Source organism: Lentzea kentuckyensis, assembly GCF_002150765.1.
Lineage (GTDB): Bacteria > Actinomycetota > Actinomycetes > Mycobacteriales > Pseudonocardiaceae > Lentzea > Lentzea kentuckyensis.
On record NZ_MUYM01000144.1, the window covers coordinates 2,767 to 27,640 of the forward strand.

Annotated in this window: 25 protein-coding genes; 3 read left to right on the top strand and 22 right to left on the bottom strand. The window is 71.0% G+C overall.

The features are described 5' to 3' along the window. Positions 1–73: 73 nt before the first annotated feature. From tatA to B0F77_RS43395, 22 genes are all read right to left on the bottom strand, one after another. A complete protein-coding gene (gene tatA, locus B0F77_RS43290; RefSeq protein ID WP_086668898.1) occupies positions 74–337 on the bottom strand; it encodes a Sec-independent protein translocase subunit TatA in 264 nt (87 codons plus the stop codon). A gap of 145 nt (positions 338–482) precedes the next feature. Continuing rightward, positions 483–1,043 (bottom strand): GNAT family N-acetyltransferase, encoded by a 561-nt coding sequence (locus B0F77_RS43295; RefSeq protein WP_245849447.1) that lies wholly within the window; start codon positions 1,041–1,043, stop codon positions 483–485. Beyond that, entirely contained in the window at positions 1,040–2,458 is a 1,419-nt protein-coding gene (locus B0F77_RS43300) for an ABC transporter ATP-binding protein (protein ID WP_086668899.1), read from the bottom strand. The genes B0F77_RS43295 and B0F77_RS43300 overlap by 4 nt, the downstream gene beginning before the upstream one ends. Further along, positions 2,455–3,228, bottom strand: coding sequence for an ABC transporter permease (locus B0F77_RS43305; RefSeq protein ID WP_245849448.1), 774 nt, complete (start codon positions 3,226–3,228; stop codon positions 2,455–2,457). The genes B0F77_RS43300 and B0F77_RS43305 overlap by 4 nt, the downstream gene beginning before the upstream one ends. After that, on the bottom strand, positions 3,225–4,178 hold the full coding sequence (locus tag B0F77_RS43310) for an ABC transporter permease (protein ID WP_086668900.1): 954 nt from the start codon (positions 4,176–4,178) through the stop codon (positions 3,225–3,227). Before B0F77_RS43310 ends, B0F77_RS43305 begins: the two co-directional genes overlap by 4 nt. Beyond that, positions 4,166–5,695, bottom strand: coding sequence for an ABC transporter substrate-binding protein (locus tag B0F77_RS43315; RefSeq protein WP_086668901.1), 1,530 nt, complete (start codon positions 5,693–5,695; stop codon positions 4,166–4,168). The genes B0F77_RS43310 and B0F77_RS43315 overlap by 13 nt, the downstream gene beginning before the upstream one ends. After that, on the bottom strand, positions 5,692–6,489 hold the full coding sequence (locus tag B0F77_RS43320) for a class I SAM-dependent methyltransferase (protein ID WP_086668902.1): 798 nt from the start codon (positions 6,487–6,489) through the stop codon (positions 5,692–5,694). Before B0F77_RS43320 ends, B0F77_RS43315 begins: the two co-directional genes overlap by 4 nt. Next, the gene (locus tag B0F77_RS43325) at positions 6,486–7,655 is read right to left on the bottom strand and encodes an MFS transporter (RefSeq protein ID WP_086668903.1); all 1,170 of its coding nucleotides are present in this window, start codon (positions 7,653–7,655) and stop codon (positions 6,486–6,488) included. The genes B0F77_RS43320 and B0F77_RS43325 overlap by 4 nt, the downstream gene beginning before the upstream one ends. Positions 7,656–7,815: 160 nt before the next feature. Continuing rightward, on the bottom strand, positions 7,816–8,832 hold the full coding sequence (locus B0F77_RS43330; RefSeq protein WP_086668904.1) for a dipeptide epimerase: 1,017 nt from the start codon (positions 8,830–8,832) through the stop codon (positions 7,816–7,818). Continuing rightward, positions 8,829–9,884: a PLP-dependent cysteine synthase family protein gene (locus B0F77_RS43335; RefSeq protein ID WP_086668905.1), complete on the bottom strand. Its 1,056-nt coding sequence runs from the start codon at positions 9,882–9,884 to the stop codon at positions 8,829–8,831. Before B0F77_RS43335 ends, B0F77_RS43330 begins: the two co-directional genes overlap by 4 nt. Next, positions 9,884–10,672: a Rossmann-like domain-containing protein gene (locus B0F77_RS43340; RefSeq protein ID WP_086668906.1), complete on the bottom strand. Its 789-nt coding sequence runs from the start codon at positions 10,670–10,672 to the stop codon at positions 9,884–9,886. Before B0F77_RS43340 ends, B0F77_RS43335 begins: the two co-directional genes overlap by 1 nt. Continuing rightward, positions 10,669–11,910 carry an ATP-grasp domain-containing protein gene (locus tag B0F77_RS43345; RefSeq protein ID WP_086668907.1) on the bottom strand — a complete coding sequence of 414 codons (1,242 nt, stop codon included), beginning with the start codon at positions 11,908–11,910 and terminating at the stop codon, positions 10,669–10,671. Before B0F77_RS43345 ends, B0F77_RS43340 begins: the two co-directional genes overlap by 4 nt. A 110-nt stretch (positions 11,911–12,020) precedes the next feature. Next, positions 12,021–12,386 carry a DsrE family protein gene (locus tag B0F77_RS43350; protein ID WP_086668908.1) on the bottom strand — a complete coding sequence of 122 codons (366 nt, stop codon included), beginning with the start codon at positions 12,384–12,386 and terminating at the stop codon, positions 12,021–12,023. Between the two features lie 73 nt (positions 12,387–12,459). After that, positions 12,460–13,995, bottom strand: a complete 1,536-nt coding sequence (locus B0F77_RS43355; protein ID WP_211294322.1) for an HD domain-containing phosphohydrolase — start codon at positions 13,993–13,995, stop codon at positions 12,460–12,462. A 52-nt stretch (positions 13,996–14,047) separates the two neighbouring features. Further along, positions 14,048–14,620, bottom strand: coding sequence for a GTP-binding protein (locus tag B0F77_RS43360; RefSeq protein ID WP_086668909.1), 573 nt, complete (start codon positions 14,618–14,620; stop codon positions 14,048–14,050). Further along, positions 14,604–14,954, bottom strand: coding sequence for a DUF742 domain-containing protein (locus B0F77_RS43365; protein ID WP_086668910.1), 351 nt, complete (start codon positions 14,952–14,954; stop codon positions 14,604–14,606). The genes B0F77_RS43360 and B0F77_RS43365 overlap by 17 nt, the downstream gene beginning before the upstream one ends. Before the next feature lie 3 nt (positions 14,955–14,957). Continuing rightward, positions 14,958–15,395: a roadblock/LC7 domain-containing protein gene (locus B0F77_RS43370; RefSeq protein WP_086668911.1), complete on the bottom strand. Its 438-nt coding sequence runs from the start codon at positions 15,393–15,395 to the stop codon at positions 14,958–14,960. Then, positions 15,392–17,713 (bottom strand): sensor histidine kinase, encoded by a 2,322-nt coding sequence (locus B0F77_RS43375; RefSeq protein WP_245849449.1) that lies wholly within the window; start codon positions 17,711–17,713, stop codon positions 15,392–15,394. The genes B0F77_RS43370 and B0F77_RS43375 overlap by 4 nt, the downstream gene beginning before the upstream one ends. After that, a complete protein-coding gene (locus tag B0F77_RS43380; protein ID WP_086668920.1) occupies positions 17,710–18,483 on the bottom strand; it encodes an ABC transporter ATP-binding protein in 774 nt (257 codons plus the stop codon). The genes B0F77_RS43375 and B0F77_RS43380 overlap by 4 nt, the downstream gene beginning before the upstream one ends. Next, on the bottom strand, positions 18,480–19,337 hold the full coding sequence (locus tag B0F77_RS43385) for an ABC transporter permease (RefSeq protein WP_086668912.1): 858 nt from the start codon (positions 19,335–19,337) through the stop codon (positions 18,480–18,482). Before B0F77_RS43385 ends, B0F77_RS43380 begins: the two co-directional genes overlap by 4 nt. After that, a complete protein-coding gene (locus B0F77_RS43390) occupies positions 19,334–20,320 on the bottom strand; it encodes an ABC transporter substrate-binding protein (protein WP_086668913.1) in 987 nt (328 codons plus the stop codon). The genes B0F77_RS43385 and B0F77_RS43390 overlap by 4 nt, the downstream gene beginning before the upstream one ends. A gap of 36 nt (positions 20,321–20,356) precedes the next feature. Further along, the gene (locus B0F77_RS43395) at positions 20,357–21,487 is read right to left on the bottom strand and encodes an agmatinase family protein (RefSeq protein WP_086668914.1); all 1,131 of its coding nucleotides are present in this window, start codon (positions 21,485–21,487) and stop codon (positions 20,357–20,359) included. 391 nt (positions 21,488–21,878) lie between these two features. Between B0F77_RS43395 and B0F77_RS43400 the strand changes: the two genes are divergently transcribed. The 3 genes from B0F77_RS43400 to B0F77_RS43410 all read left to right on the top strand — a co-directional run. Continuing rightward, positions 21,879–22,934 carry an NAD(P)/FAD-dependent oxidoreductase gene (locus B0F77_RS43400; protein WP_086668915.1) on the top strand — a complete coding sequence of 352 codons (1,056 nt, stop codon included), beginning with the start codon at positions 21,879–21,881 and terminating at the stop codon, positions 22,932–22,934. Then, a complete protein-coding gene (locus B0F77_RS43405) occupies positions 22,931–24,274 on the top strand; it encodes an amidohydrolase family protein (RefSeq protein WP_086668916.1) in 1,344 nt (447 codons plus the stop codon). The genes B0F77_RS43400 and B0F77_RS43405 overlap by 4 nt, the downstream gene beginning before the upstream one ends. Beyond that, positions 24,271–24,874 (top strand): LacI family DNA-binding transcriptional regulator (locus tag B0F77_RS43410; protein ID WP_143467226.1); only part of this gene is annotated, 604 nt, incomplete at its 3' end. The genes B0F77_RS43405 and B0F77_RS43410, both read left to right, overlap by 4 nt.

Genomic DNA, 24,874 nt, shown 5'->3' on the forward strand with positions numbered 1-24,874 from the left:
TGCGCTGGTAGTGGCCATGGGAGCGCGTTCTTCAAGATCGAATCGTGGCGCAAGGCCCGTACTAGTTCGCGGCTCAGGTCGTGGTCTTCGGTGCCTGCTGGGCCGCCCTGAGCTGCTGCTGCAGGTCGTCCACCTGCTGCTGAAGCCGTGCGACCTGGGAGGCGTCGACCGCGCTCGCGGCCGACGCCTCCTGGTGCGGCTGTCCTGAGGTCTCCGCCTTGAGGATCTTGGCGGACCGACCCAGGGAACGGGCCATTTCCGGCAGTTTCTTGCTGCCGAACAACAACACGACCACCACAGCGATGATCAGCAGCTCAGGGGCGCCGAGGTTGCCCATGACTCACGTCCTTCAGGTGCGGAAGCGACTGGGCCCCGCTCGTGCGAGACCCGAAGTCGACGATAACCCCTGTGCTGTCAACACGTTGTGACGCGCGAGCGCGGTCACACTGTCCATTTCAGACAGATTGTCAGATATGCCGTTCTCATCTCCGCTCGGCGAGGACCGGGAGGGGGATCTCGAAGTGCACGGTCTGGTTGCGGCCGTGATCGCCGTCGCGCGCGTCGCACACCTCGACCGCGACCGAGCGCCAGAACGCCTCGGCGCCGGGCACGCGGGTGTCGGTGTGCAGGTAGATCTGTTCGTAGCCGGGGGTTTCGGCGATGAACCGGACCGCGGCGTCGACCAGTGCCCGCGCGAGGCCGAGGCGCCGGTGCTCGGCCCGGACGTACACCCGGAACAGCTGCGCGGTCCGGTCGCCCGAGTAGCGCTCGGCGAGCCAGGCCGGATGGGGCGGGCTGGCCGGCCCCTGCGCCCGCACGGCCGTGGTGCCCACGACCTCGTCCCCGTGGACCGCGACGAACAGCGCGTGCCTGGGCGTGTCCAGGTAGGTGCCGGCCAGGTCGATCACGTCGGTGTGCCACTGCGGGCGATAGCCGTGGCCGAACTCGCGGTAGAAGGTGTCCAGCATGACGCTGCGGGCCCCCGGCAGGTCGGCGTGGGTCGCCAGCCGCACCTCGTGGGATCCCTTGTGGTGCTCGTTCACTTCATCCTCTCTTTTGCGCCGTCCAGGGTCGTCCCCACCGGACCGTCCAGGACGACGCGTCCTTCGTGGAGCACGACCACCCGGTCGGCGAGGCGGGCCACGACCTCGAGGTCGTGGCTGATCAGCACGAGCGCGCACGGCACGCTCGCGAGCAGGTCGAGCAACCCGGCGCGGGTCACCGCGTCCAGGCCCGAGGTGATCTCGTCGCACACGAGCACCTCGGGTTCGGCGAGCAGGGCGCGCACGAGCGCGGCCCGCTGGAGTTCGCCACCGGACAGTCCGCGCGGGCGGCGCAGCACCGTTTCCTCGTCCAGGCCGACCCGGACCAGGGCGGCGAGCGCGGACGCGCGGGCTTCGGCAGGACGCACGCCGCGTAGCCGCACGGCCGTCCTGGCGACCTGGTCCAGCACGGGGCGATGCTCGTCGAACGAGCCCCGCGCGTCCTGGAACACGTACTGCACGGCTGCCAACGCGGCCCGCGACCGGCGGCGCAGCGACCTGGCGAGCGGCCGGTCGTGCAGCAGCACCTCGCCGGTGGCCTGCTGGTGCAGACCGGCGAGGCAGCGGCCGAGCGTCGTCTTGCCGCTGCCCGAGCGGCCGACGACCGCCAGGCGTTCACCGACCTCCAGCTCCACGTCGTGCAGGACGGTGGCGTTGCGGTAGCGGGCGGTCAGGCCGCGCACCCGCAGGCGTGGCGCCCGCTCGGGAACCTCGACGGACACCAGCGGCACGGTGTCGAGCAGCGCGCGGGTGTACTCGTCGCGGGGATCGGTCAGCAGTTCGTCCGCGGGACCCGCTTCGACGACGCGGCCGTCCCGCAGCACGACGATCTCGTCGGCGAGTGCCCGTACGACCTCGACGTCGTGGGTGAGCAGCACGAGTGCCACGCCCTGGGCGACGACGGCGGCGAGCTCGTCCACGACCTCGGCACGGGTCAGGGCGTCCTGCCCGGTGGTGGGTTCGTCGGCCACCAGCACCGCCGGGCTGCCGACCAGCGCCTGGGCGAGCACGACGCGTTGCTGCTGGCCGCCGGAGAGCTGGTGCGGATAACGGCGCAGCAGGTCGGCCGGCACCCGTGCCCGGCGCAGGGCCGTGTCCACGAGTTCGCCGGGATCTCCGTCGTGCAGCGCGGCAATCTCGTGGAACACGGAACCCAGCCGGCGCACCGGGTTGAGCGCGGACGCCGGCTGCTGCGGTACGAATCCGACCCGCCCGTGCACCTCGACGCGTCCGCTGACGGTCACGCCGGGGGAGTGCTCGCCGAGCAGGGCCAGACCCGTGGTGGTCTTGCCGCTGCCCGACGCGCCGACCAGCGCCAGCACCCGGCCCGCGGACAGCGCGAAGCTGACGCCGTCGAGCAACACGTGCCCGTTCGCCTCGGCGCGCAGGTCCTCGACGTGCACCACCGGGCTCATGTGCGCACCTGCCGCAGAGCGCGGTCGAACACCAGGTTCAACCCGACGGACAACGCCACGATCAGCAACGCGGGCACCACCACGGTCAACGGCTGCAGGAACAACCCGCCCCGGTTCCGGTCCACCATCACGGCCCAGTCCGCCGCGTCGGGCGGCACGCCGACACCGAGGAAACTGGCCGACGCCACCAGGTACAGCGCCGCGGTGAGCCGCACGCCGACGTCGGCGGCGAGGGTGCGCAGCATCGACCGTCCGGTGTAGACGATCGAGGTCTGCCACCACGACTCGCCCTGCATGCGCATCGCCTCCAACGCGGGCCTTCCGGAGATCTCCAGTGCCGCCGCGCGGGACAGGCGGGCGACGTCGGGGAAGTTGACGAGCGTGACCACACCGATGAGCACCGGCAGGCCCTGTCCGGCGATGGCGGCCACCAGGATCAGCACCAGCAGCGACGGCACCGCCAGCAGTACGTCGAGCGGCCGCATCAGCACCTCGTCGACCAGCCGCAACCGGGTGGTGGCCGCGAGGACGCCGTAGGGCACCCCGGCCAGGTAGGAGAAGGCGGTGGCGATCAACGCCACCAGCACCACCATTTGGCCGCCCGCGAGCACCTGATACCAGGCGTCGCGGCCCACGAAGTCCGTGCCCAGCAAGCCCGACGGCATGAAGGGCGCGCCGCGGGTTTGCTCGTCCGGCACGAACAACGGGCCGAGCAGCGCCAACGCCAGCGGTACCGCGATCAGCAGCCCGCCGATGCCCGCCCGCTTCACGCGACCACCTCCGCGCGCGGTGCCAGCCGGAACGCCACCAGGTCGGCGAGCAGGTTCACGGCCACCGTGGTGACGGCGAAGACGACGGCCAGGCCCTGCACCACCGGCAGGTCGCGGGCGGCCACGGCGTCCACCAGGACGGTGCCGAGACCGGGGATCACGAACACCGCCTCGACGACGATCACGCCGCCCAGCAACCAGTCCGTGGTGCGCGCGACCTGCTGGACGGCCGGCGCCAGCGCGTTCGGCAACGCGTGCGCGAACCGCACCCGCGTCTCACCGATCCCCAGCCGCCGGGTGTGGCGCACGTAGTCCGACGCCAGCGCCTCCACCATGCCCGCGCGCACCAGCCGGCTGATCGAGCAGATCGGCCGCGCCAGCAGCACCACCAGCGGCAGCACCAGCACGGCGGGCTGGGCGAACAGGTCCGCGCCGACCGCCGTCGGTGGCAGCCAGGCCAGCTGCACGCCGAACACCGCGATCAGCACCACGGCGAGCGCGAACTCGGGAATCGAGTGCAGTGCCACGCTGATCGACGTCAGCGCGCGGTCCAGCAGACTGCCTTCGCGCAACGCGGCCAGCACACCGACCAGCACCGAGATCGGCACCAGCAGCACGAGGGTCAGTGCCGCCAGCACGATGGTCGGGCCGATCCCGCCGAACAGGAAGTCCGCGACCGGCCGCCCCGACACCAGGGACACGCCGAAGTCCAGCCGTGGCAACCCGATCAGCCACTCGACGAACCGCTCGGGCGCTGGCCGGTCCAGGCCCATGGCCGCGCGGATCTGGGCGATCCGCGCGGGGTCGGGGTTGTCGCCGGCCAGCGCCACCGCCGCGTCGCCCGGCAGGGCCTGGACGAGCAGGAACACGAGGGTGATCACGGCGAGCACCTGCACCAGCCCGAGCGCGATCCGCCGGGCCGTGTAGGACGCGAGGCTCAACCCAGCCACACCTTGTCGAACCGGGCCCAGTCCAGCGTGTTGGCGGGAGCGGTGGAGATCCCGCCGACGTTCGGCCGCGCGCCCACGATCCAGTCGGCGAAGCCCCACATCAGGTAACCGCCCTCGGCGTGCAGCGTGCGCTGCATCTCCCGGTACGCCTCCTCACGAACACTCTGGTCCGAAGTGGACACCGCCTTCTCGTACAGCGCGTCGAACTCCGGGCGGGCCCACTTGGTCACGTTGGTGCCCGACGCGGTGAGCAGGCGTTGCGCGATGTGGGTCTCGATGGGCATGGCGCCGGAGCGGTAGCTCGACAGCGAGCCGTTCTTGAGCGTGTCGGCCCAGTAGCTGTCCTTGTTGCCCTGGACGACCTCGATGGTCAGCCCGGAGCCCTTGGCCTGGTCGGCGAACACCGTGGCGGCCTCGACCATCCCGGCCGCGGCGGTCGAGGTGTCGAGCTTGACCACCAGGCCCTCGGCACCGGCCTTGCGGATCAGGAACTTCGCCTTGTCCAGATCGCGCTGCCGTTGCGGGATCTCGTCGGCGTAGTGCTGGTAGCCCTTGCCGAACAGGTCGTTGGCGACCTGGCCGCTGCCCGCGAGCACCGACTCCACCAACTGCGGCCGGTCGGCGAGCAGGAACAGCGCCTCCCGCAGGTCGCGGTTGTCGAACGGCGGCCGGTCGAGCTTCATGGCGAACGCCTGCACGGCACTGTTGGGGGAGCGGTGGATCGCCATCCGGTCGCCTGCTGCGTGGCTGCGCGCGGTGGTCGGGGTCAGATCGTGCGCGTACTCGACCTGGCCGCCCAGCAAAGCGTTGGTGCGCGCGGACTCCTCGTTGGCGATCACGAACTCCAGCTCGTCCAGCAGCGGCGCGCCTTCCCAGTAGTCCGGGTTGCGCTTGAGCAGCACGGACCTCCCCGGTTCGAACGACACGAAGCTGAAAGCCCCCGACCCGAAGGGTTTGGTGAAGTCCTCGGCGCCCTCCGGCACGATGTACGCGCCGAACGCCGCGAGGGCGTTGGGGAACTCGGAGAACGGCCGTTTCAGCGCGAACTCGACGGTGCGGTCGTCGACGGCGCGGCTGTTCGGCAGGTCGATCAGCGTGAGGCTCGACTTGGCGCGGAACGCCCGTTTCGGGTCGAGAATGCGCGCATAGCTGGCGAGCACGTCCTGGGCCCGCACCGGTCTGCCGTCGTGGAACTTCGCCTGGCGCAAGGTGATCCGCCAGCGCGTCAGGTCCGCGTTCGGCTCCCACTTCTCCGCGAGGCGTGGCTGCGGTGACACGTCGGCACCGAGGTCCGCGAGCTTGTCGAACATCGCCTTGGACCGCGCGGCTTCGACGAACAGGTTGGCCAGGTGCGGGTCGAGGACCTCCTTGGCGCCACCGCCCGCGAAGGCCGCCCGGAGCCTGCCTCCGGTGCGTGGCGCGGAGGACGCCGGGCCACCACCGCTGCCGCACCCGGCGAGGGTGACGACCGTGAGACCGGTGGTGAGGCCGAGGAAACCGCGGCGGTTCAGGGTCATGCTGGTTCCTTTCGGGGGTGCCCGCTTCGGCGGAGGCGGGCCACGACGTGAAGGCGGTCACCGGACAGCGCTGTGCTCACCGGGGCGTCGGCGGTCCAGGGCTGGTCGGTGCGCGGGCCGGGGGAGTCGAACAGGGCGAGGACGTCGAACCCGGCGAGGTCGAGCAGGTGGCGCAGCTCCTGCGGGAACAGCAGCCGCCAGGCCGACCGCTGCACGAGCGGTTCGGCGCCCCACTCCCACGTGCGGCGGCGGCGCAGCAACTGTTCGGCGTGGTCGATCCACAGCTCGGTGTGCGAGGTGTACTCGGTCCCGCGCCACGTCACCGAGCGGGTTCTCCCGCCGTCGAGGAGTTCGGCGTTGCCGAGGAAGAACGCGCCGTTGCGCATCTCCGCGACGAACAGCCCGCCGGGATTGAGGTGCGTGCGGCACCGGGCCAGGAAGGCGTCGAGGTCGGCGTTGGTGTGGCAGTACAACATCGCGCTGTCCAGGCACGTGATGACGTCGAAGCTCCGGCCGAGGTCGAACGACCGCATGTCGGCCAACGCCACGTCGACCGCCGGGTGGTGCTCGCGCACGTGCTGGAGCATGTTCGCCGAGCTGTCCACCCCGGTGACGCGATAACCGTTGCGGGACAACCACCCCGCGTCCCGCCCGGTGCCGCAGCCGACGTCGAGCAGTTCCCGCCCGGTGCCGTTGAACCTCGTGATGATGTCGTGCACGAACCGCGCCGCGACGTGTCCGGGATCGGGGAACTGGTGCTCGTACAGCTCGGGGTTGTCGGTGAGCAGGTTCATCGGACGGCCTCCGGCTGTGGTGTGAGCGCGCCGCGGCGGTGCAGCCAGAGAACGCCCGCGGCACAGGCGAGGCCGACCACGACGCAGAGCAGTGACGCGAACCGGTCACCGAACCCGATCACCCACCCGATCGCGGTGTTCCCGAGCGCGGCGGCCAGCCCGGACCCCAGGTAGAACACGCCGAAGTGGGTGCCGGCCAGGCTGTCCGGCCCGAACGAGGGGATCAGGTCGTAGACGAGCGGATGCGCGATCATCACGCCCGCAGCCAGCGTGAGCGTGGCGATGAGCACGGGCACGAGCCCGGACCACAGCGCCGGCGCGACGAATCCCGCCCCCATGACGGCCATCCCCGCCGCGATCACCGGTCCGCGTTCCCGGTTCTTCAGCCAGCCCGTGATGCGCACCTGGAACAACAGCGTGGCCACCGTCGAGGTGATGAACAGTGCCGCGACGACGCCGGCCTTCCCGGTGGCTTCCTGCGCCTGGATCGGCAGCAACAGGTAAAGCTGGTTCTGCAGAACGAAGATCCCGCTGAGCACACAGGTGAACGCCACGAACCGTCGGTTGGCCAGACACTCCCGCCAGTCGCCGAGGATCGTCCCGCCCCGGCGCGTGGCCGGCCGCTTCGGCAGCACGACGGCCTGGGCGACCGTCAGCACCGCGAAGATCCCGGCCGCCACCACCGCCGAGACGCGGAAGTCCCACAGCAGCAACACACTGCCGATGACCGGCCCGCACAACGCACCCGCCTGGGCGTAGACGTTGAACCGCGCGAACGCGTCGGCGCGCGCCTCACCCGCCTCCAACGCGATGTACGCCCGCACCGCCGGGTTGAACAGCGCCCCGGCCAGCCCGCTGAGCACCGACGCCGCCAGCACCACGGCGACCGACTCGCCCACCGCGAACAGCCCGAACCCCACCGCGCGCAACGCACACCCGGCGAGGATGACGGTCCGCGGTCCCAGTCGGTCCGATGCGGTGCCGCCCAGCAGGAACAGGCCCTGCTGGCTCAACGTCCGCACGCCGAGCACGACACCGATCACCGCGGCGGACATGCCGAGGCCGCCCAGGTGCGCGGCGAGGTAGGGGATGAGCAGGTAGAAGCCGGTGTTGACGGCGAACTGGTTGACCAGGAGGAGCCGCACGGGCAGCGCGAACCGGGTCATGACCGCACCACGTCCAGGCTTGGCGCGCCGGACAGCCGCGGATGGTCGTGCTGTAGCGGGAGTGGCGGCGCGAGTTGGGTGGTCTTCGGACCAGCCAGGCCTCGTGTCCCGGCCAGTCGCGGATGGCTGTGCAGTGGCCGCACCGGCGGCGTGGACCGGGTCATCGCGGCACCACTCCCAGGCCCGGCGCCCCGGACAGCCGCAGCGTGCCGTCCTCGCCGCCGATGCCCGACCACGGGTCGTGGGCGAGCAGCAGGTGCCCGTCCAGGTCGGCCCACCTGGCGTGTCCGGCGAGGTGGACCGCCGGCGCGATGCCCAGCGAACTGGCGACCAGGCAGCCGAGCATCACGTCGAAGCCACCGGCGCGCGCGGCCGAGACGATGTCGAGCGCCGGCCGCAGGCCGCCGCACTTGGCGAGCTTGATGTTCACGCCGTCCACCGCGCCAGCCAGCTTGCGGACGTCGGCGACCGTGGCGGCGTCCTCGTCGGCGATCAGCGGTGCCGGGCACCGTTCGCGGACCCACGCCAGCGCGTCCGGGTTGCCGGGCGGGATGGGCTGCTCCACCGCGTCGAGCGCGACACCGGAGAGCCGTTCCAGCGTCCGCACCGCCAGGTCCGGGCTCCAGGCGCCGTTGGGGTCGAGCACCAGCCGGGCGTCCGGCGCCGCGGCACGGACCGCGAACACGGTGGCCACGTCCCGGTCCGGATCGGCCCCCGCTTTGACCTTGAGCACGGAGAACCCGCGCGCGGCCAAAGCATCAGCCTGGGCGGCGGCGTCGTCCGGTGTGGTGATGCCGATCGTGTAGGCGGTCGGGGTGGCCTGCCACTCCTCAACGCCGACAAGGCGGTGCACCGGCACGTCGCGACGCAGGCCGAGCAGGTCGTGCAACGCCGCGTCGACCGCCGCCCGCACACCGGCCGGCACCGCGGAGTCCGCGTGCAGAACGTCGAGAGCGGCCTCCGGGGTGTCCGCGAGAACCGGCCGCAGACGTTCCAGAACGGAAGTGATCGCCGGTACGTCGAGCCGGTAGTACGTGCTGGTCACGACCTCGCCGTGGCCGTGCTGCCCGTCGCGCGAAAGGACGACCCGCACGGCGTCGCGGCGGGACATCACCGAGCGGGAGATGCGCAGCGGTGTGGCCAGTTCCAGGCCGTAGACCTCCCACCGAAGCTTCATGCGAGCACCACGGCTTGTGGCGCGACGACCGAACGGCAGCGCGTCCAGCCCGTTGCCTCGACGCGGTGCGGATCACCGATCTCCACCGGCCGGTCGGAGGCCGGGCCGAGCAGGCCGCGGGTGTGGCAGAAGTCGTCGTCGAAGATCGTGCCGAGGTAGCGGTGCGGACCGTCCGGGAAGATCGTCGCCACCACCGCGCCGGGTTCGACCCTCGCCGCCCAGGCGGCGACCAGTGCGACGGCGCCGCTGCTCCAGCCGCCGGTGACGAAGGCGTCGCGGGCCAGTCGGCGGCAGGCGTCCACCACCTCGACCGGGCCGAGCCAGTGCACCTCGTCGAACTCGGCGTAGGCGACGTTGCGGGGGTGGATGCTGCTGCCCAGGCCGCGCATGACCCTGGTCCGCGCGGGCTGGCCGAAGATCGTGGAACCGACGGTGTCCACGCCGATCAGCCGCACGGAGGGCCAGTACCGGCGCAGCTCCCGGACGACACCGGCGCTGTGTCCGCCGGTGCCCACGCTGCACACCAGCACGTCGACCGGGTCCAGCTGCTCGACGAGCTCCCTGGCCAGGCCCGCGTAGCCCCGCGGGTTGTCCGGGTTGTTGTACTGGTCGGGCCAGTAGGCGTCGGGGAACGAACGCAGCACCGCCTGCAGCCGGTCCAGCCGCGCCTGCTGCCAGCCACCCACCGGGTGCGGCCGGTCCACCACTTCCAGGCGGGCACCGTGTGCGCGCAGCAGGGCGCGCATCGACGGCTCCAGTTCGTTGTCCACCACCAGGACCACCGGGTGGCCGAACACCTGGCAGGCGAACGCGAGGCCGAGACCGAGCGTGCCGCTGGTGGACTCCACGACCACGGCGCCCGGACGAAGTTCGCCGCGCTCGTGGGCGGCGCGGAGCATCGACACGGCCGGCCGGGCCTTCATGCCGCCGGCGCTCAGGCACTCCAGCTTGGCCCAGAACCCGCCGTGCCGGTGGGGCAGCGGCGTGGTGATGCGGGTGACCGGGCTCTGGCCGAGGAGATCGAGCAGGTGCCGGTTCTGGCGCGGGATCATCACGACGGACGCTCCGTGTAGTGGTGGATCGTCGTGGGGCCGCCGTCGAGCCAGAAGAACGGATACGGCTCGGCAGACACCGCTTGCACACCACTGCCGATGAACCAGGGCAGCACCGCGGCGGCCGTCTGGGCGAACAGGACCATCGGCGTGCCCGCCGCGACGGCGCGTTGCAGCAGCGGTTCGAAGGTGCCGTTGCCGACCGTCATGCCCGAGGCCAGCACGAGGTCGCAGCCGTCCAGCGAAGCCCCCGTGGTGATCGGCTCGTCCCACTCGGTCCGGCCGCCCTTGAGGTCGCACGCCACGTACGTCGCGCCACGCTCGCGCAGGTGGTGCAGCAGCGAGTTGACCACGCCGACCACCAGCACCCGGTCGCCCGGCGCGGGGTCCAGCAGGTCCACGACCGCCTCTGCCCGCGCCATCGACTTGGCCAGCGAACTGCCAGGCCCCACGATGATCGACTTCGTGGCGGACAGGTGGTGCGGCCGGGCGTGCGCGAGGTAGGCGTCGAGCGCGGCGGTGCGGATGGCCGGGTTCGGGTGGCCGAGCAGGTCGAGCACCGTCGAACCGACGCAGTCGTGCACCTCGTGGTCGGCGACGTCCTCCACCGCGCACGAGCCGACCGCGTCCTCCACGCGAAGGCTGACGACGGTGTTGCGGTAGGACTGGCCGCGCGTGGCGTGCCGGGCACCCTGCCTGGTGGTGAACCCGACGCTCACGGCGCACTTCGCCGGATCGGGACCGAGCCCGCCACCACGGACGAGTTCGAGCAGGTCGGTGAGCGTCACGCCGGCTCCTCGGCGTACTCGACGGACAGACCGCCCACGAGTTGCTCGGCCCGCGCACGCGCGCCGAGACCGTTCGGGTCGGTCACGACGACGTGGCCGAGGTAGCTGTTGTTGCTGGTCGGGTCGCCCGCGCGGTGGCCGGGCGGCTTGAGCACCCACTCCACGACGTCCGCGGCCGGTTCGGCGCCGTTGATGGCGGCCACCAGCCCGGAGCGCGGGGGCAGGAGGAAGGAGATCGCGGCACTGCGCACACCGGTGCCGGCCGGGCGCGGCTCAGGACGTTCGCCCGCGGCCAGTTGCGCGTACACGGCGGGAAGGTCGATGCCGGTGACCCGCCGGACGAGTTCGGTGATCTGGTTGCCGGCGGGACGTGGGTTGACCTCGACGAGCTTCGGGCCTTCCGGCGTCAGCTTGACCTCGGTGTGCCCGACGCACCGGTCCAGGCCCAGCGCCTCGATCGCGGCGACGGCGACCGCCTCGGCCTCGGTGGTGTCCAGGTCGGCGGGGAACATGTGCCCGCTCTCGACGAACCACGGATCGCCCGCGACGCTCTTGTCGGTGACGCCGACGACCTGCGTGGTGCCGTCCACGGTGACGGTCTCCACGCTCACCTCGGGCCCGGTGAGGAGCTCCTCCACCAGCACGGTCCGCACCCTGGGCTGGTTGCGGGCGTTGACCGGGAAGGCCTCCATCGCGGCGAACGCCTCACGCAGCCCCGCCTCGTCGGTCACCTTGCGCACGTACATGCCGGCGCACAGGTCGACCGGCTTGACCACCAGCGGGTAACCCAGCTCCGCGGCGGCCTTGGCGAGCGCCGGCCAGTCCTCGGCGAGGGCGAACCGGGGACCGGGCACCCCCGCCTCGCGCAGGGTGGTGCGGGTGAGGTCCTTGCGGCAGGCCCGTTCGACCGCAAGGGGATCAGGACCGGGCAGGCCCAGGTGCGCGGCGACCCGTGCGGCGGTGGGGAGGTAGTAGTCGCACGAGGAGATCACGCCGTCGAAGCGCAGCACCGCGTGCAGGCGCTCGACGTGGTCGAGCAGGGTGGTGACGTCGTTGGTCTCCGCGGTCAGCACGTTGTCCGCGGCCAGCAACGGATGCGGGTGCGCGGGGGCGGCGCGCAGGTAGTGGTGCAGGTCGCGGGTGATGAAGGTGAAGCGGTGCCCTGACTCGTTGATCGCCCTGGGCAGCAACGAACTCATCGCGCCGACCCAGCTCTCGATCATCAACAGGTGAGCCACATGTCCCCCTCCTCGGCCGCGACTCCCGCGGCCGACTGGGAAACATGGTAATCATTGTCGTTTTCAAAGATCTACCGCCTCCGGGAAACAGAGGCTCACCGGCGACGACGTCAGTAGCTGAACGTGGTCGCCGGCTCGTCGCCGATCCACTTCCACATCGGGATGGTGCCGTTCACCTCCGCGCCGGGGATGAGGTCGGCGGCGTCGAGGTGCTTGGCGTTGAAGCAGAGCGGGCAGACGAAGTAACGCCCGCCGGCCGCCTCGTAGCGCTGGAGCAGGTCCGCCACCGGCGGGCAGCCGTCGCACGCGACGCCCGCGGCGGTGCCGGTCAGCGCGAGGCGCACCGCCTCCTTGGACAGGAACATCAGCGTCTCGCGCCCGGTCTCGGCGGCGCCGATCGCGACGAGGAACGCGACGGTCACCTTCTCCGCGTCCTCGAGACCCGTTGCGAGGCTGATGACGGCTTTGTTCGACATGGTGTGCTCCTAGAACTTCGTCGGGAGTACCGAAGTTAGGAGCGGGAAGACCCCGTGTCGTCGGGTGTTCGCCCTACAAATCGAGCGGATCGAGCAGCCCGTTGCGCAGCGCGAACAACGTGGCGGTCGAGCGGGACGACGCCCCGGTCTTGGTGTAGATCCGCTCGATGTGCGTCCCCGCCGTCTTGCGCGAGATCCCCAGCTGGTCGGCGACCTCGCCGGTCTGCGCGCCGCGTGAGATCAGGATCAGCACCTCGACCTCGCGCGGGGTGAGCCCGGCCGGACCCGACACCCGCCGCCGGACGCCGTTGCCCGCGGCGGAGAGGACGGCCTCGGCCGCGTCGCCGTCGAGCGCGCCGGTCCGGATCGCGTCCCGCACCGCGCCGACGGCCTGCTTGTCCGTCAACGCCGTGCGGTGCGCCCTCGGTTCGAGCATCGCCCGATACGCGCACGCCGCGGCCAGCAGGCGCCCGGTCATCGGCACCGCCGCGCCGGACAGACCGCGGTGGTAGCCACTGCCGTCCATCCGTTCGTGGGCCGTCGCCGCGATCGCGCCCAGCCTGGCCAACGCCGCCGGACGAGCCAGGACGCGCTCGGTGTAGTACGAACTGAGCCGCACGCGCTCCCAGTCGGTGGCCGACAGCGCTCCCGGCTGGTCCAGCACCGTCACCGGCACCCCGTGCAGGCCGATGTCGTGCAGCAGGCCCGCGCGTCGGGTGGCGATGACGTCGCCGACGGGAAGCCCCATCGAGCGGGCCGCCGCGCCGGCGAGTTCCGCGACACCACGGGAATGCCCGGCTCGCGAGGCGCAGCGCAGGTCGGTGAAGTCGGCCAGCGCCTCCAGCGCCGTGTCCAGCTCGCCCTCCGTCAGAGGGCGGCGCCGCGGTGGCTCGATCTCGGTTTCGGACAGCACCTCCGCGGCGTGCGCGACGAACGCGTCGACCACGTCGGGCGCGAACTGGCTGCCACGCCGTGCTTTCGCGACCTCGACCGCGGCATCGATCCCACCGGTCCGGTGCTGGACCTCGGCGACGTCGGCCAGGTGCAGCAAGCGGACCGTCGGCGCGATGTCCGTGCCACCCACGCCCTGCGGCACCCCGTGCCCGTCCCAGCGGGTGAAGAACTGCCGCAACGCCATCACCACGTCCTGGCCGAGCCCGAGCCGCTCCGCCAGCGCCGACGTCGTCGTGCAGTGCGACTGCATGCCCCGCATGACGCTCTGACCGCCGCTCGTCACGATCGTCGTGGCCACCCGGAGCCGGTGCCACATCGGCGTGCCGCGGCCCGCGCGACGCAGGAAGAAGCCGAACCCCGCCAGTCCGGCGAGGTCGACCTCGTAGCTGTCCGCGCGGAACGCGATGTCGTCGCCGAACGACGCCGCGACCTCCGGCGAGTCCGCGATGCAACCGACCCAGGCGAGCATCGAGACGTAGAACAGCGACCGCCGCTGATCCTCCGGCAGGCCCATGCGTTCGGCGAGCCGCTCCGCGATCCGCCACGAGCGGAGGACGTGCTCCATCGGCTGGCCGAGCCCGAGGTCGGTGGCCAGCGAGAACGCCGCCAGCAGTTCGGCGAGGTCGATCCCGGCGTCCCGATCAGCAAGCTCCACCCGCGCAGCGTAGCTCCGGCAGCAGGCTCTCACCCGCGCCGCCGCGACCGTCCTACTGGGACTTCGTTCGTGCCAGCGTGGTTCGCAGCACGGTCAGGAGCGCGTCCCGGACCGACAGCTTCACGCGGGCGTCGAAGCTGATCAGCGGGATGTGGTCACCGATCGCCAGTGCCCAGCGGATGTCCGCCACGGCATGGCTGAGCCGGCCCTCGAAGAGGTTGACGGCGACGACGAACGGCAGTCCCGCCTTCTCGAAGTAGTCGACGGCCGGATAGCACTCGTCGATGCGCCGCGTGTCGACGATGACGAGCGCGCCCAACGCGCCCAGCACCAGGTCGCGCCACATGAAACCGAAGCGGTCCTGGCCCGGTGTGCCGAACAGGTACAGCTTGATCTCCTCGTCGATCGTGATGCACCCGAAGTCCAGTGCCACCGTGGTGGTGGTCTTTTCCGGGGTGAGCGCGGTGCGGTCGATGCCCTCCGACGCCGTCGTGATGGCCGCCTCGGTGCGCAGCGGCTTGATCTCGGAGATCGACGACACCGCGGTCGTCTTGCCGACCCCGAAGCCACCGGCGATGATGATCTTGACCGGCGTCGGGGTGCGGGGCTCAGCTGATGGCTTCAAGGCGGCGGATGATCCTCTCGATCATGGCGGGGTCGCCGGCGAGATCGGCGTTCGGTCGGTGGACGGCGACGTACCCGAGCGCGGCCAGGTCCGCCACGAGGACCCGGGCCACACCGACGTGCAGCCCGAGGATCGCGGCGACCTCCGCGACCGACGTGGACCTCGTGCACAGCGCCACGATGTCGCGACGCTCGAACGACAGGCTCGCGTGGGACGCCGCGCCGAGATCACTGGTCACCACCTGGGTCTCGAGCTCCAGGTTGCGGTCGATCGGCTCGGTCCGGCCGGACGTGAGCAGGTACGGCCGTAGCAGCGAGACGTCACGGTCCGGCATGCGCTACCGCCCGACCGAGAACTTGAGTTCCTCGATCACCTGCGGGGTGAGGACGGCGCTGGCGCGGTTGGCGAACATCGCCATCTCGTAGCCGATCGTGCCGAGACTGGCCTGTTTGGACGCCAGCACGCCCAGGGCGCAGCCGACGCTGATGGTGCACACGACCAGGTAGCCCTGCCCCAGCTCGACGATCACCTTGTCCGGCGGGCCGAGCGGCCGGCAGTCGGAGACGCCGCCCGCGAGGCTCAGCATGGCCGAGGTGATCGCCGCCAGCCGGTCGGCGTTCTCCCGCACCAGGTCCGCCGACATCGCGATGAGCAGTCCGTCGGAGGACACGGCGATCGCGGCCAGGGCACCGGGGGTGCCCTGCGCGAAACGGGACACGAGCCAGTTGAAGTTCTGCGCCTCGACGCTGGTCCGTGCGGTGGGCAGCGCGCTCATTCAGCATCCTCTTTCGTGTGGTGCGTGCCTGCTCCGGCCGCGGCGCCCAGCACCAGGCCGTTCGCGAACGCGTCGAGCGCGGCTCGTTCGGCGGCGGGGTCGCGCTGCTGCCAGGAGGCGGCGGCGTGCTCGGCGGCGGGTGGTGGGGCCGCCGGGGTGATGTCGGTGCGCAGGCCCGGTGAGAGGCTGGCCCCCGGTACCCGCCGGGTCAGGCCGGCGCGTCCTTCCTGCTCCGGTGGGACCGGAAAGGGCTGCGGCAGGACCGCCACGCGGGCGATGGCGGACGACACCAGCGTGATCTCCGTGGACAGGTCGCCCGACAGGTGGTCGGGTTCGGCGCACACGGCCGGGAACGTGATCGTGATGTCGTCGTCGCCCATGAACCAGCCGAAGTCCCGGTCCTGCAACGGTACCGGTGCCACGGGTGGTGGCACGGCGGGTGTCACGACCGTTGGCAGCGCGGACAGGTCCTGGGTCAGCAGACCGGGCGGCACGGTCACCCGCGCCGTGACGCCGCCGCCGTCGGTCGGGAGCAGTTCGACGGAGAGGGCGTGCCGGCGCGCCAGCCGCCCCACCACGAACAGGCCGAGGACGCTGGTGGGGGTGATGTCGAGCCGCTCGCGTTCGACCAGGCGCAGGTTCTCGTCGGTGAGCCTGGCCTCGGTCATCCCGATGCCGCGGTCGACGATCCGCACGACGCAGGACCGGTCGGCCGTGCGGGTGATGTCGACCTCCACAGTGGACTCCGGCGGCGAGAACGAGGTCGCGTTGTCCAGCAGCTCGGCGAACAGCTGGATCAGGTCGGCCCCGAGTGCGGGCGCCACCGTGATCTTGCCGACCGTGCCGAGCCGGACCCGTTGGTAGTCCTCGATCTCCGCCAGTGCCGAGCGCAGCACGGTGCCCAGCTCCATCGGGCCGGAGAGCTTGGCCTCCTCGCGGGTGCCCGCGATCACGAGCAGGTTGTCGGCGGTGCGCCGCAACCGGGTGGAGAGGTGGTCGAGCTGGTACAGGCTCGCGAGTAGCTTCTCGTTCTGCTCGTCGCGTTCCAGCTCGTCGACGAGGGCGAGCTGCCTGCTGACGAGGCTGCGCGTGCGCTTGGCGACGTTGGCGAACATCAGGCTGACGTTGCGTCGCGTGATCGCCTGCCGTTCCACGAGCTGCGCCGCCGTGCCCTGTACGCGGTTGAACGCCTCGGCGAGCCGGCCCAGCTCGTTGCCGGACGACACGTCGATCGCGCTGAGCCGCGGCACCTGTTCGTCGGGCACCTCGGTGTCGGAGACGCGCACCAGTTCGCGTCCGGCCAGATCGGCCACCGCGCCCGCCGCTTCGGTGAGGTTGCGCAACGGGTTCGCGATCGAGCGGCGGACGGCGATCACGAGCCACACGACCAGGGCGAACAGCGCGGCGCCGCCGAGGCCGACGGTCCAGGCGAGCACGGCGGCCCGGCTCGCCCGCGCCGCGGCCGCGGCGGTGATCTCGTCGGTGACCCGGTCCTGCGCGACCTTGCGCAGCTCCGCCTGTGCGGACACCGCGTCAAGGGCCTCCGCCGCGAACGACGGGCTCGGCTCGGCCGGCAGCCGCGTGGCGAGTTCGTCGACGCGGCGGCCATCGGTTCCTTCCTCCACCGTGACGACCATGGCGGCGTGTTCCGCGTCTGCCTGCTGCACGAACCGTTCGGTGAACGCGCGGGCCTGCATCACGGCGTCGTTCTGCAGAGCCTGTCCTGTCTGTTTCTTCGCCGCGGCGACGATCAGTCCGGTGTCCCGCATGGCGTGCTGCTCGGACGCGCGCAGCAGTGCTTCGAGCGCGGTGAGCTGTCTGGTGCCCTCCGCGTCACCGGTCTGCTGGGGAACGAGGCGCAGCGAGTCGATCACCGCGGTGATGTCGGCGTGGTACGTCCGCGCGACGCCTTCGAACGACGAGCCGCCGCGCAGGGCGGTCTGCCGCAACCCGGTCAGCGAACCCAGGCGTACCAACGCGGTCGTGAGCTCGTCGGACATCTCGTCCCCGAGCGCCGCGCGCACACCGCCGGCCGCGGCGTCCACGTTGCCGTGCTGGCGCTTGAGCTTCTCGCCGTCGTCGCCGGGTGACGCGAGGTGCGCGGCCGTCAGCACGCGTTCCTTCTGCAGTTCCCAGATCAGGTTCCCCAGCTCGCGCACCTGCCGTGCGGACTCGGCGGTACCCGCGGCCGAGCCCGCGTCCCCGGTCTGGCCGAGCAGGAACGGCACCGCCACGAGCACCGCGGCGACCAGCGGAGGCACGATCAGCAGGTTCAGCTTCCGGCCGATGGAGTGCCCGTGCAGCACACTTCGCCTCACCCGGTCACCCCGCAGCGGTGCGGTGCGCGGATCATGTCCTCGATCAACGCGCGCAGCCGCAGGAACGCGGTCGTGCGCTTGGTCGCGAGATCCCGGTCCTCCGCGAGCGGGATGCGGGCCTGCGCGGCGACGCGACCGGGGTCGCTCGCGAGCACGACGACCCTGGTGCCCAGGAACACCGCCTCTTCGACGTCGTGCGTGACCATGAGCACGGTCGTGCCCGTGTCGCGCCAGATCTGCCTGATCAACAGCTGCATGTCCTCCTTGGTCTGGACGTCGAGCGCACCGAACGGTTCGTCGAGCAACAGCACGTCGGGTTCGCAGACCAGTGCCCGCGCGATCGCGACGCGCTGCTGCTGGCCGCCGGACAGCTGGCGCGGCAGCGACCGGCGCACGTCCGCGAGGCCGGTCTCGGCGAGGTACCAGTCGACCCGGCGGCCGCGTTCGGTGGCGTCCAGCGCGAGCAGCTCGAGTCCGAAAGCGACGTTGCGTTCCACGGTGCGCCACGGGTAGAGCGACCCGGTCTGGAAGACCAGTCCGCGGTCCGGTCCCGGCCCGGTGATCGGGTGGCCCTCGATGGTGATCTCGCCGGCAGTCGGCGTGGTGAGACCGGCGATCAGCGACAGCATGGTCGACTTCCCCGAGCCGCTCGCACCGACGACGCACAGGAACTCACCCGGACACACCGTGAGGTTCACGCCGTCGAGCGCGCGCTTCTGGCGACCACGTACGTGGTAGTCCATGGAGACATCGACGAGTTCCAGCGTCATGCGGCCCACCGCCCTGCCCGAGCGCGCACCAGGCGCAGGGCCACGTCGATCGTCACGCCGATGACGCCGATCACCACCAGCACCGCGAAGATCTTGTCGGTCTGCAGGAAGCGTTGCGCGCGAACGATCCGGTAGCCGAGCCCGGCGGTGGAGTTGACCAGTTCCGCCACCACCACGAAGTTCCACGCCGCCGCCGCGTTGACGCGAACCGCGTCGATGATGCCCGGCAACGAGTGCGGCACCACGACCTTGCGCAGCACCTCGCCGCGGCGGGCGCCGAGCGTGTAGGAGACGTCGATGAGCGCGCGGGGCACTCCCCGGACGACGTCGGCGGTCATCAGCGTGTTGAAGAAGACCGTGCCGAGGAACAGGATCGCGATCTTGGACGGTTCGCCGAGCCCGAGCCAGATGATGAGCAACGGGATGAACGCGCTCGCCGGCAGGTACCGCAGCAGCCCGATCACCGGCTCGAACGCCGCCTGCCCCGCGTGGAACGTGCCGATCAGGATGCCGAGCGGCACGGACACGAGCACGGCGAGCCCGAACCCCTCCAGCACGCGCCGGGTGGTCGTCCACACGTCGACGACGAGCTCGCCCGAGCGGGCCATCTCCCAACCGGCGGCGAGCACGGCGCCCGGTGACGGCAGGAACGTGGCCGGTACGACGCCGCTCGCGCTCAGCACCACCCAGCAGGAGAAGGGCACGGCCAGCGAAAGGACGGTGAGCGTCGTCGCGGCACGACGGGAGATCGGTGCGCGGATGGTGAGCACCGTGCGCGGCGGGCGGGTCCGGCGGGGCAGTGGTGGCCAGGCGGCGCGGACGTCGGCCGCGCGCTCGGCGAGTGCGGTCTTCATCTGTGCACCGCCTTGACGAACCTGTCGTCGAACAGCCCGTCCAGCGAGGGCCGCTTCTGGGTGAGGCCGGTGTTCACCAGGAAGTCCGCGATCCGGCCGGCCTGGTGGTTGAGGTGCGTGGGCGTGACGCCCGGCGTGAACGCGTCGATGTTCTGCCGCAACGTGAAGATGGTGGTGCCGGCGTCGTAGCCGCGGTAGTCGGTCGCGCTCACCCCACCGCGTTTGGCCATGATCTCGACGGCCTGGTCGTTGTTCTGCTTGATCCAGTCGAGCGTGTCGAACCACGTGTTCACCAACGCCTGCGCGGCGTCCGCACGGTTCTTCGCGAACGCGCCGGACACCACGAGGTGGTCGGGGATGGCGCCGGGGAACTCGGCGGAGGTCGCGATCGCGTGGCTGCCGGCGCGCTGCAGCGCGGTGGTGGTGAACGGCGCGAAGGCGCCGACCGCGTCGACCTTGCCCGCGACGAAGGCGGCTGCCGCCGCGTCGGTGGCGAGCGGCACCAGCTCGACGTCCTTCTGCGACAGACCGGACTCGGTCAACGCGAGCAGCAGCAGGTAGTGGTCGACCGTGCCCTGCTCGACGGCGACCTTCTTGCCCTTGAGGTCGGCGACGCCGGAGATGCCCTCGCGGGCGATCACCTGGTCGTTGCCGGTGGAGTTGTCGTTGACGAGGACGATCGTCTGCTCGGCGCCACCGCTGACCGACGCGATCGTGTCGTTGAGCGTCTGGCTGTTGGCGTCGATCGCCCCGCTCGACAGGGCGTTGAGGCTGTCGGTGTAGCTGTCGAAGTACTTCAGCTCGACGTCGACTCCGTTGCGTTTGAAGAATCCTTGTTCCTGCGCGACCTGCCAGGGGAACCAGCCGGGCCACGCACTCAGACCCAGCGTGATCTTGTCCGTGGACGTCGCGGTCGATGTGCACGCCGTGGCGCACAGCAACACCAGTGCGATCGAAAAACGGCTGATGCGGCGGGAAGACAAACCGAACTCCTGTGAGATTCTGTTGTGGGGGAAGGGCTAGTCCGCCGCGGAACGGGGCAGATGGCCCGCGCGGACGAGACAGCCGAGGGTGTCGCAGACGACCCTGGTGGCGATCAAAGAGGTGATCTCCGCGTGGTCGTACGGGGGAGAGCACTCGACGACCTCGATGCCGGCGAGCGGCCGCGCGGCCACCAACTGGATGAACTTGAGCACCTCGCGCGGCAGGAACCCGCCCGGCTCCGGCCAGCCGGTGCCGGGCACGAACGCCGCGTCGAGGCAGTCGACGTCGAAGCTGAGCCAGACGGCCTCGGCGCCGTCCCACGCCACGTCCAGCGCTCGCTGCGCGGCGGCCTCGATGCCCATCTCCACGCAGTCGGTGACCGTCATGATCGTGGTGCCGCGCTCGCGGCCGACCTGAACGCCGGGGCGAGGCGCCTGCCAGCCGCCGATGCCGATCTGCACGAGGTTGCGGGCAGGCACGTTCGGGATGTCCGTCGCGTGGAACCACGGCGTGGTGTGCATCCGCTCGTCGAGGTCCGTCTCCTGGGTGTCGACGTGCCGGTCGAAGTGGATGATGCCGAGATTTCCCCGCAGATGCTCCGAAACACCGCGCACGGTGGGGTAGCCGATCGAGTGGTCGCCCCCGAGCACGACGGGAAAGGCGCCGGAGGAGTACACGTGACCGACGGCCTTGCTGATCTGGTCGAAGGTCTTCTCGATGTTGCCGGGAATGGTGAACACGTCGCCGAGGTCCGCGATGGTGATGGACTCGCGCAGGTCCACGCCGAGCTCGAAGTTGTACGGGCCGTACAGCGCGGAGATCTTGCGGATGCCCTGCGGCCCGAACCGGGTGCCGGGCCGATAGGTGGTGCCGCCGTCGAACGGCGCGCCGAGCACGACCACGTCGTAGTCGCCGCACCTGCGGACGTCCTCCACGAACGGCGCCTTGAGAAAGGTGTTGATGCCCGCGAAGTGCGGCAACTCCCCGCGGGAGAACGTCGGAATGCGCCTGTCGACTACTGAGTCCGCAGCCGGAAGCCCCAGTTCGAGGCCTCGTGCGACCTCGCGTTCCCATCCTGTCGTCGGTAACTCGCTCTCGCGTTCGACGGCGGCGCGTGCCTCCGGGCCGTAATTGTCGTGCAACGGTCTGCCGCTGCTCTCAGTCATCGGTGTCTGCACGCTTCCTGTGCGCATTCTGATGTACCGAAATGCGGAGGTCCCCGGAAACTCCGTGCTGCAAATTGAGATGGCAAGCGTAGCTGTGCGCGCAACCCCTTCCGGTGGCGGGAGGGTTATCGAATGGAGCAACGAATTCCGATACTTCGGGTTCACGTTGGGTGACGCCCCGCAGGTGGCCTGCGGTGTCGGTCGGCGAATGATCGGCGTTAATCACCGCCAATTCGCACGATTACGATGTTTGGGGCCAATCGGGTGATTCCACGAGCGCGAGCAATGGTGGCCAGTATTTGAAGATCTCTCGTGTTCATTGACGACGTCCGGCCAGCGGGGCTACCGTGCAACTAGTTGCATGTAACTAGTTACATGAGCGGAGGACGCGATGCGGGTCGTCGTGGTGGGTGCTGGTGTCTACGGAGCCGCCGTGGGAGCGGCGCTGGCTCGACGTGGTGCGAAGGTGACGGTCGTCGACGCCGGTGCGCCGGGCTCCGGGACGTCCGGCACGACGTTCTCGTGGGTCAACTCGCGCAACAAGCGACCGCTGGTCTACCACGAGCTCAACGTCGCCGGAATGGCGGCGCACCAACGGCTGGCGGCCGAAGTCCCGCTCGGCGACTGGTACCGCGGTGGCGGCGGCATCGAGTGGGCCGCCGACGAGACCGCGTTGCACGCCAAGGTCGACGCTCTCCACGCGCTCGGCTACGAGGCCTCGTGGCTGACTCGCGCCCAGGCGCTGGATCTGGAGCCAGGCCTGGACCCGGACCGGCTTCCGCCCGGCGGGATCGCGTACTTCCCCGGCGAGGCGTGGGTCGAGCCCGCCCGGTTGATCGCACATCTGCTGTCGGGCGATGTCGACGTCGTGGCCGACGACGCGGTGGTCGGGCTGGACCTGGGCAGTGCCGCGGTGCGGGCCGTGCGGCTGGAGTCCGGACGCGTGCTCGTCGCGGACGCGGTCGTGAACTGCGCGGGGCCGCGGGCGGACGAGGTCGCCGCGATGGCCGGGCTGGCGCTGCCGATGCGCAACCTGCCCTGCGTGCTCGTGTACACCTCACCGGTCGCGGTTCCGGTCACGCGGGTCGTGCACGCTCCGAGCGTCCACTTGCGACCGGAGGACGGCAGCCGGGTCCTGTTGCACTCCAGCGAGGTCGATCAGGGTGGACAGCAGGCGGTCGACAAGCTGGTGCGGGAGGCCAGGGAGGTCTGCCCGGGGATTCGGGCGGCGGCCGTCGAGAGCGTGCGCACGGGGGAGCGGCCGATTCCCGGTGACGGGCTGCCTGTCCTCGGGCGGGTCGCCGGCCTGCGCAACTACTTCTTCGCCGTGTCGCACAGCGGAGTGACGTTGTGCTTGCACGCGGGCGAACTCGTCGCCGGCGAGGTGCTCGGCGAGGACCGGGACGACGCGCTGGCGGCGTTCCGCTTCGAGAGGTTCGAGCGATGACGACCGTCCTGCGTGGCTGCGACCTGGTCGACGGCCAAGGCACCGAACCGCGGCGCGGGGTGGACGTCGTCGTCGAAGGCGACACCGTCCGGGAGATCGTCGAGCCGGGGAACGGCGCCTATCCATCGGCGGAAGTCGTTGCCGCGGAGGGGATGCTGGTGATCCCCGGGTTGATCAACAACCACACGCACGGCACCGCGTACGGCCCGCTGTTCCCCAGCGGCCACGAACCGTTGCCGCACCAGCAGGTGAACGCGAACCTCGACCGGCATCTGCTGGAGGGGACGACGACTGTGCTCTGCGTCGACGGGTTCATCACCGCCGAAGCTGTTGCCAGGACCGACGAAGCGCATCCCGTCACCGTGAAGGCGGCCTCCTGCAACACACCCGCGTGCCTGGAAGCGGCGATCATCGCCGACGGCGGTGGGCTGACCGAGGCGGACAAGGCGTTCACCGCGCGCCAGGCCGTGGCCGAAGGAGCGGTCGCGCTGGGGGAGATCGGCGCCGGGCACACGCTCGGTGGTGGCGGGGCGAGCTACCTGTACATCCCCGAGGAGATCGCGCGGCGCACGGGCGTGCGAGTGACGGCGTGGCAGGCGAACGAGCTGAAGATCGCGGTGCTGGGCCGTCATATCATCACCACGGCGTTCGACCGGGACGCGGTGGAGGAGGCGCTGGCCGGTGCGAACCTGACCGGAGTGCTGTCCGTCGAGGACGCGCGCGAGATCGTGTCCGGCGTGGTGCTGCCGGCGTTCGACATCGCGTTGCGCGGCCTGGCCGAGGCGGCGGACCAGGCCAGGGACCTGGACGTGCCGGTGCTCGTGCACAACGCGGCCGCGTCGATGACACAGGTGGCCGCGCTCGCCGGGACGGACGTGCGGATGGTCGCCGGGCACTCCAACCATCCCAGCTTCACGCCGCGCGAGGCCCTGGACCACGCGGCGTGGTTGAAGGAGCGGGGAGTGGTGATCGATGTGTCCATTCTGGACACTTTCGGCGGCAGGAGGCCAGATCTGGGACCGGAACTGCTCTACGCCATGTTCGAGGCCGGGCTGGTGGACACGATCTCGACCGACTACGCGGCCGGCCACCACGACCCGATCCTGCTGGCGATCGACCGGGCGACGAAAGCGGGGGTGGTCGGCCTGCCCGCCGCGATCGCGATGGCCACGTCCACCGTCGCCGACACGTTCCCCGGCCTCGCGCCCCGGCGTGGCCGGATCGTGCCGGGCGCGGTCGCCGACCTGGTGGTGACCGACCCGGCGGCGCTCGCCGACGTCCGCACCGTCATGATCGGCGGCAGGATCGTGGTGCGGGAAGGCAGGCGGGTCACGGGATGAAGCGAGTGACGATCGGCGACGTCGCCACACACGCGGGAGTGTCCACCGCGACGGTCTCCCGCGTGCTCAACGGTGGTCTCGTCGCCGAGCCGACGGCCGCCAAGGTCCGCGCGGCCGCCGAAAGCCTCGGCTACAGCCCGAACGCGTTGACGAAAAGCATCTTCGCCGGCCGGTCGAGCACGATCGGCGTGGTCATCCGCGACCTGAGCAGCCCGTTCTACCTGGACCTGATCCGGGGGATCGACGAGGTGGCCGCGGCCGGCGGCAGCCCGGTCATGCTGGCCAACACCGACCGCCGCGCCGACCGGGAGGCCGCCCAGGTGCTGGCCATGGACCAGCAACGGGTGCGCGGCCTGGTCATCACCACCGACGAGACCGCGGACGACCACGCCCGGCGGATGGCGGAGAACGGCACGCCGTGCGTGGTCGTCGCGCGCACCGCCCCAGGCCTGCATTCGGTCAGTCTCGACGACGTCGCGGCCGGACGGTTGATGGCCGCGCATCTGGCCGAACGCGGCCGGTCTCAGGTGGGAGTCGTGAGCGGAAGTCGTCGGCAGACGCAGGTCAGGCGGGCGGAAGGGCTGCGGCAGGAACTCGCCG

Coding starts and splice junctions, on each gene's coding strand:
- B0F77_RS43325 (WP_086668903.1), bottom strand. CDS start 7,655: ATGACCCGGTTCGCGCTGCCCGTGCGGCTCCTCCTGGTCAACCAGTTC.
- B0F77_RS43395 (WP_086668914.1), bottom strand. CDS start 21,487: ATGACTGAGAGCAGCGGCAGACCGTTGCACGACAATTACGGCCCGGAG.
- B0F77_RS43320 (WP_086668902.1), bottom strand. CDS start 6,489: ATGAACCTGCTCACCGACAACCCCGAGCTGTACGAGCACCAGTTCCCC.
- B0F77_RS43315 (WP_086668901.1), bottom strand. CDS start 5,695: ATGACCCTGAACCGCCGCGGTTTCCTCGGCCTCACCACCGGTCTCACG.
- B0F77_RS43330 (WP_086668904.1), bottom strand. CDS start 8,832: ATGAAGCTTCGGTGGGAGGTCTACGGCCTGGAACTGGCCACACCGCTG.
- B0F77_RS43400 (WP_086668915.1), top strand. CDS start 21,879: ATGCGGGTCGTCGTGGTGGGTGCTGGTGTCTACGGAGCCGCCGTGGGA.
- B0F77_RS43380 (WP_086668920.1), bottom strand. CDS start 18,483: ATGACGCTGGAACTCGTCGATGTCTCCATGGACTACCACGTACGTGGT.
- B0F77_RS43370 (WP_086668911.1), bottom strand. CDS start 15,395: ATGAGCGCGCTGCCCACCGCACGGACCAGCGTCGAGGCGCAGAACTTC.
- B0F77_RS43405 (WP_086668916.1), top strand. CDS start 22,931: ATGACGACCGTCCTGCGTGGCTGCGACCTGGTCGACGGCCAAGGCACC.
- B0F77_RS43335 (WP_086668905.1), bottom strand. CDS start 9,884: ATGATCCCGCGCCAGAACCGGCACCTGCTCGATCTCCTCGGCCAGAGC.
- B0F77_RS43365 (WP_086668910.1), bottom strand. CDS start 14,954: ATGCCGGACCGTGACGTCTCGCTGCTACGGCCGTACCTGCTCACGTCC.
- B0F77_RS43385 (WP_086668912.1), bottom strand. CDS start 19,337: ATGAAGACCGCACTCGCCGAGCGCGCGGCCGACGTCCGCGCCGCCTGG.
- B0F77_RS43300 (WP_086668899.1), bottom strand. CDS start 2,458: ATGAGCCCGGTGGTGCACGTCGAGGACCTGCGCGCCGAGGCGAACGGG.
- B0F77_RS43350 (WP_086668908.1), bottom strand. CDS start 12,386: ATGTCGAACAAAGCCGTCATCAGCCTCGCAACGGGTCTCGAGGACGCG.
- tatA (WP_086668898.1), bottom strand. CDS start 337: ATGGGCAACCTCGGCGCCCCTGAGCTGCTGATCATCGCTGTGGTGGTC.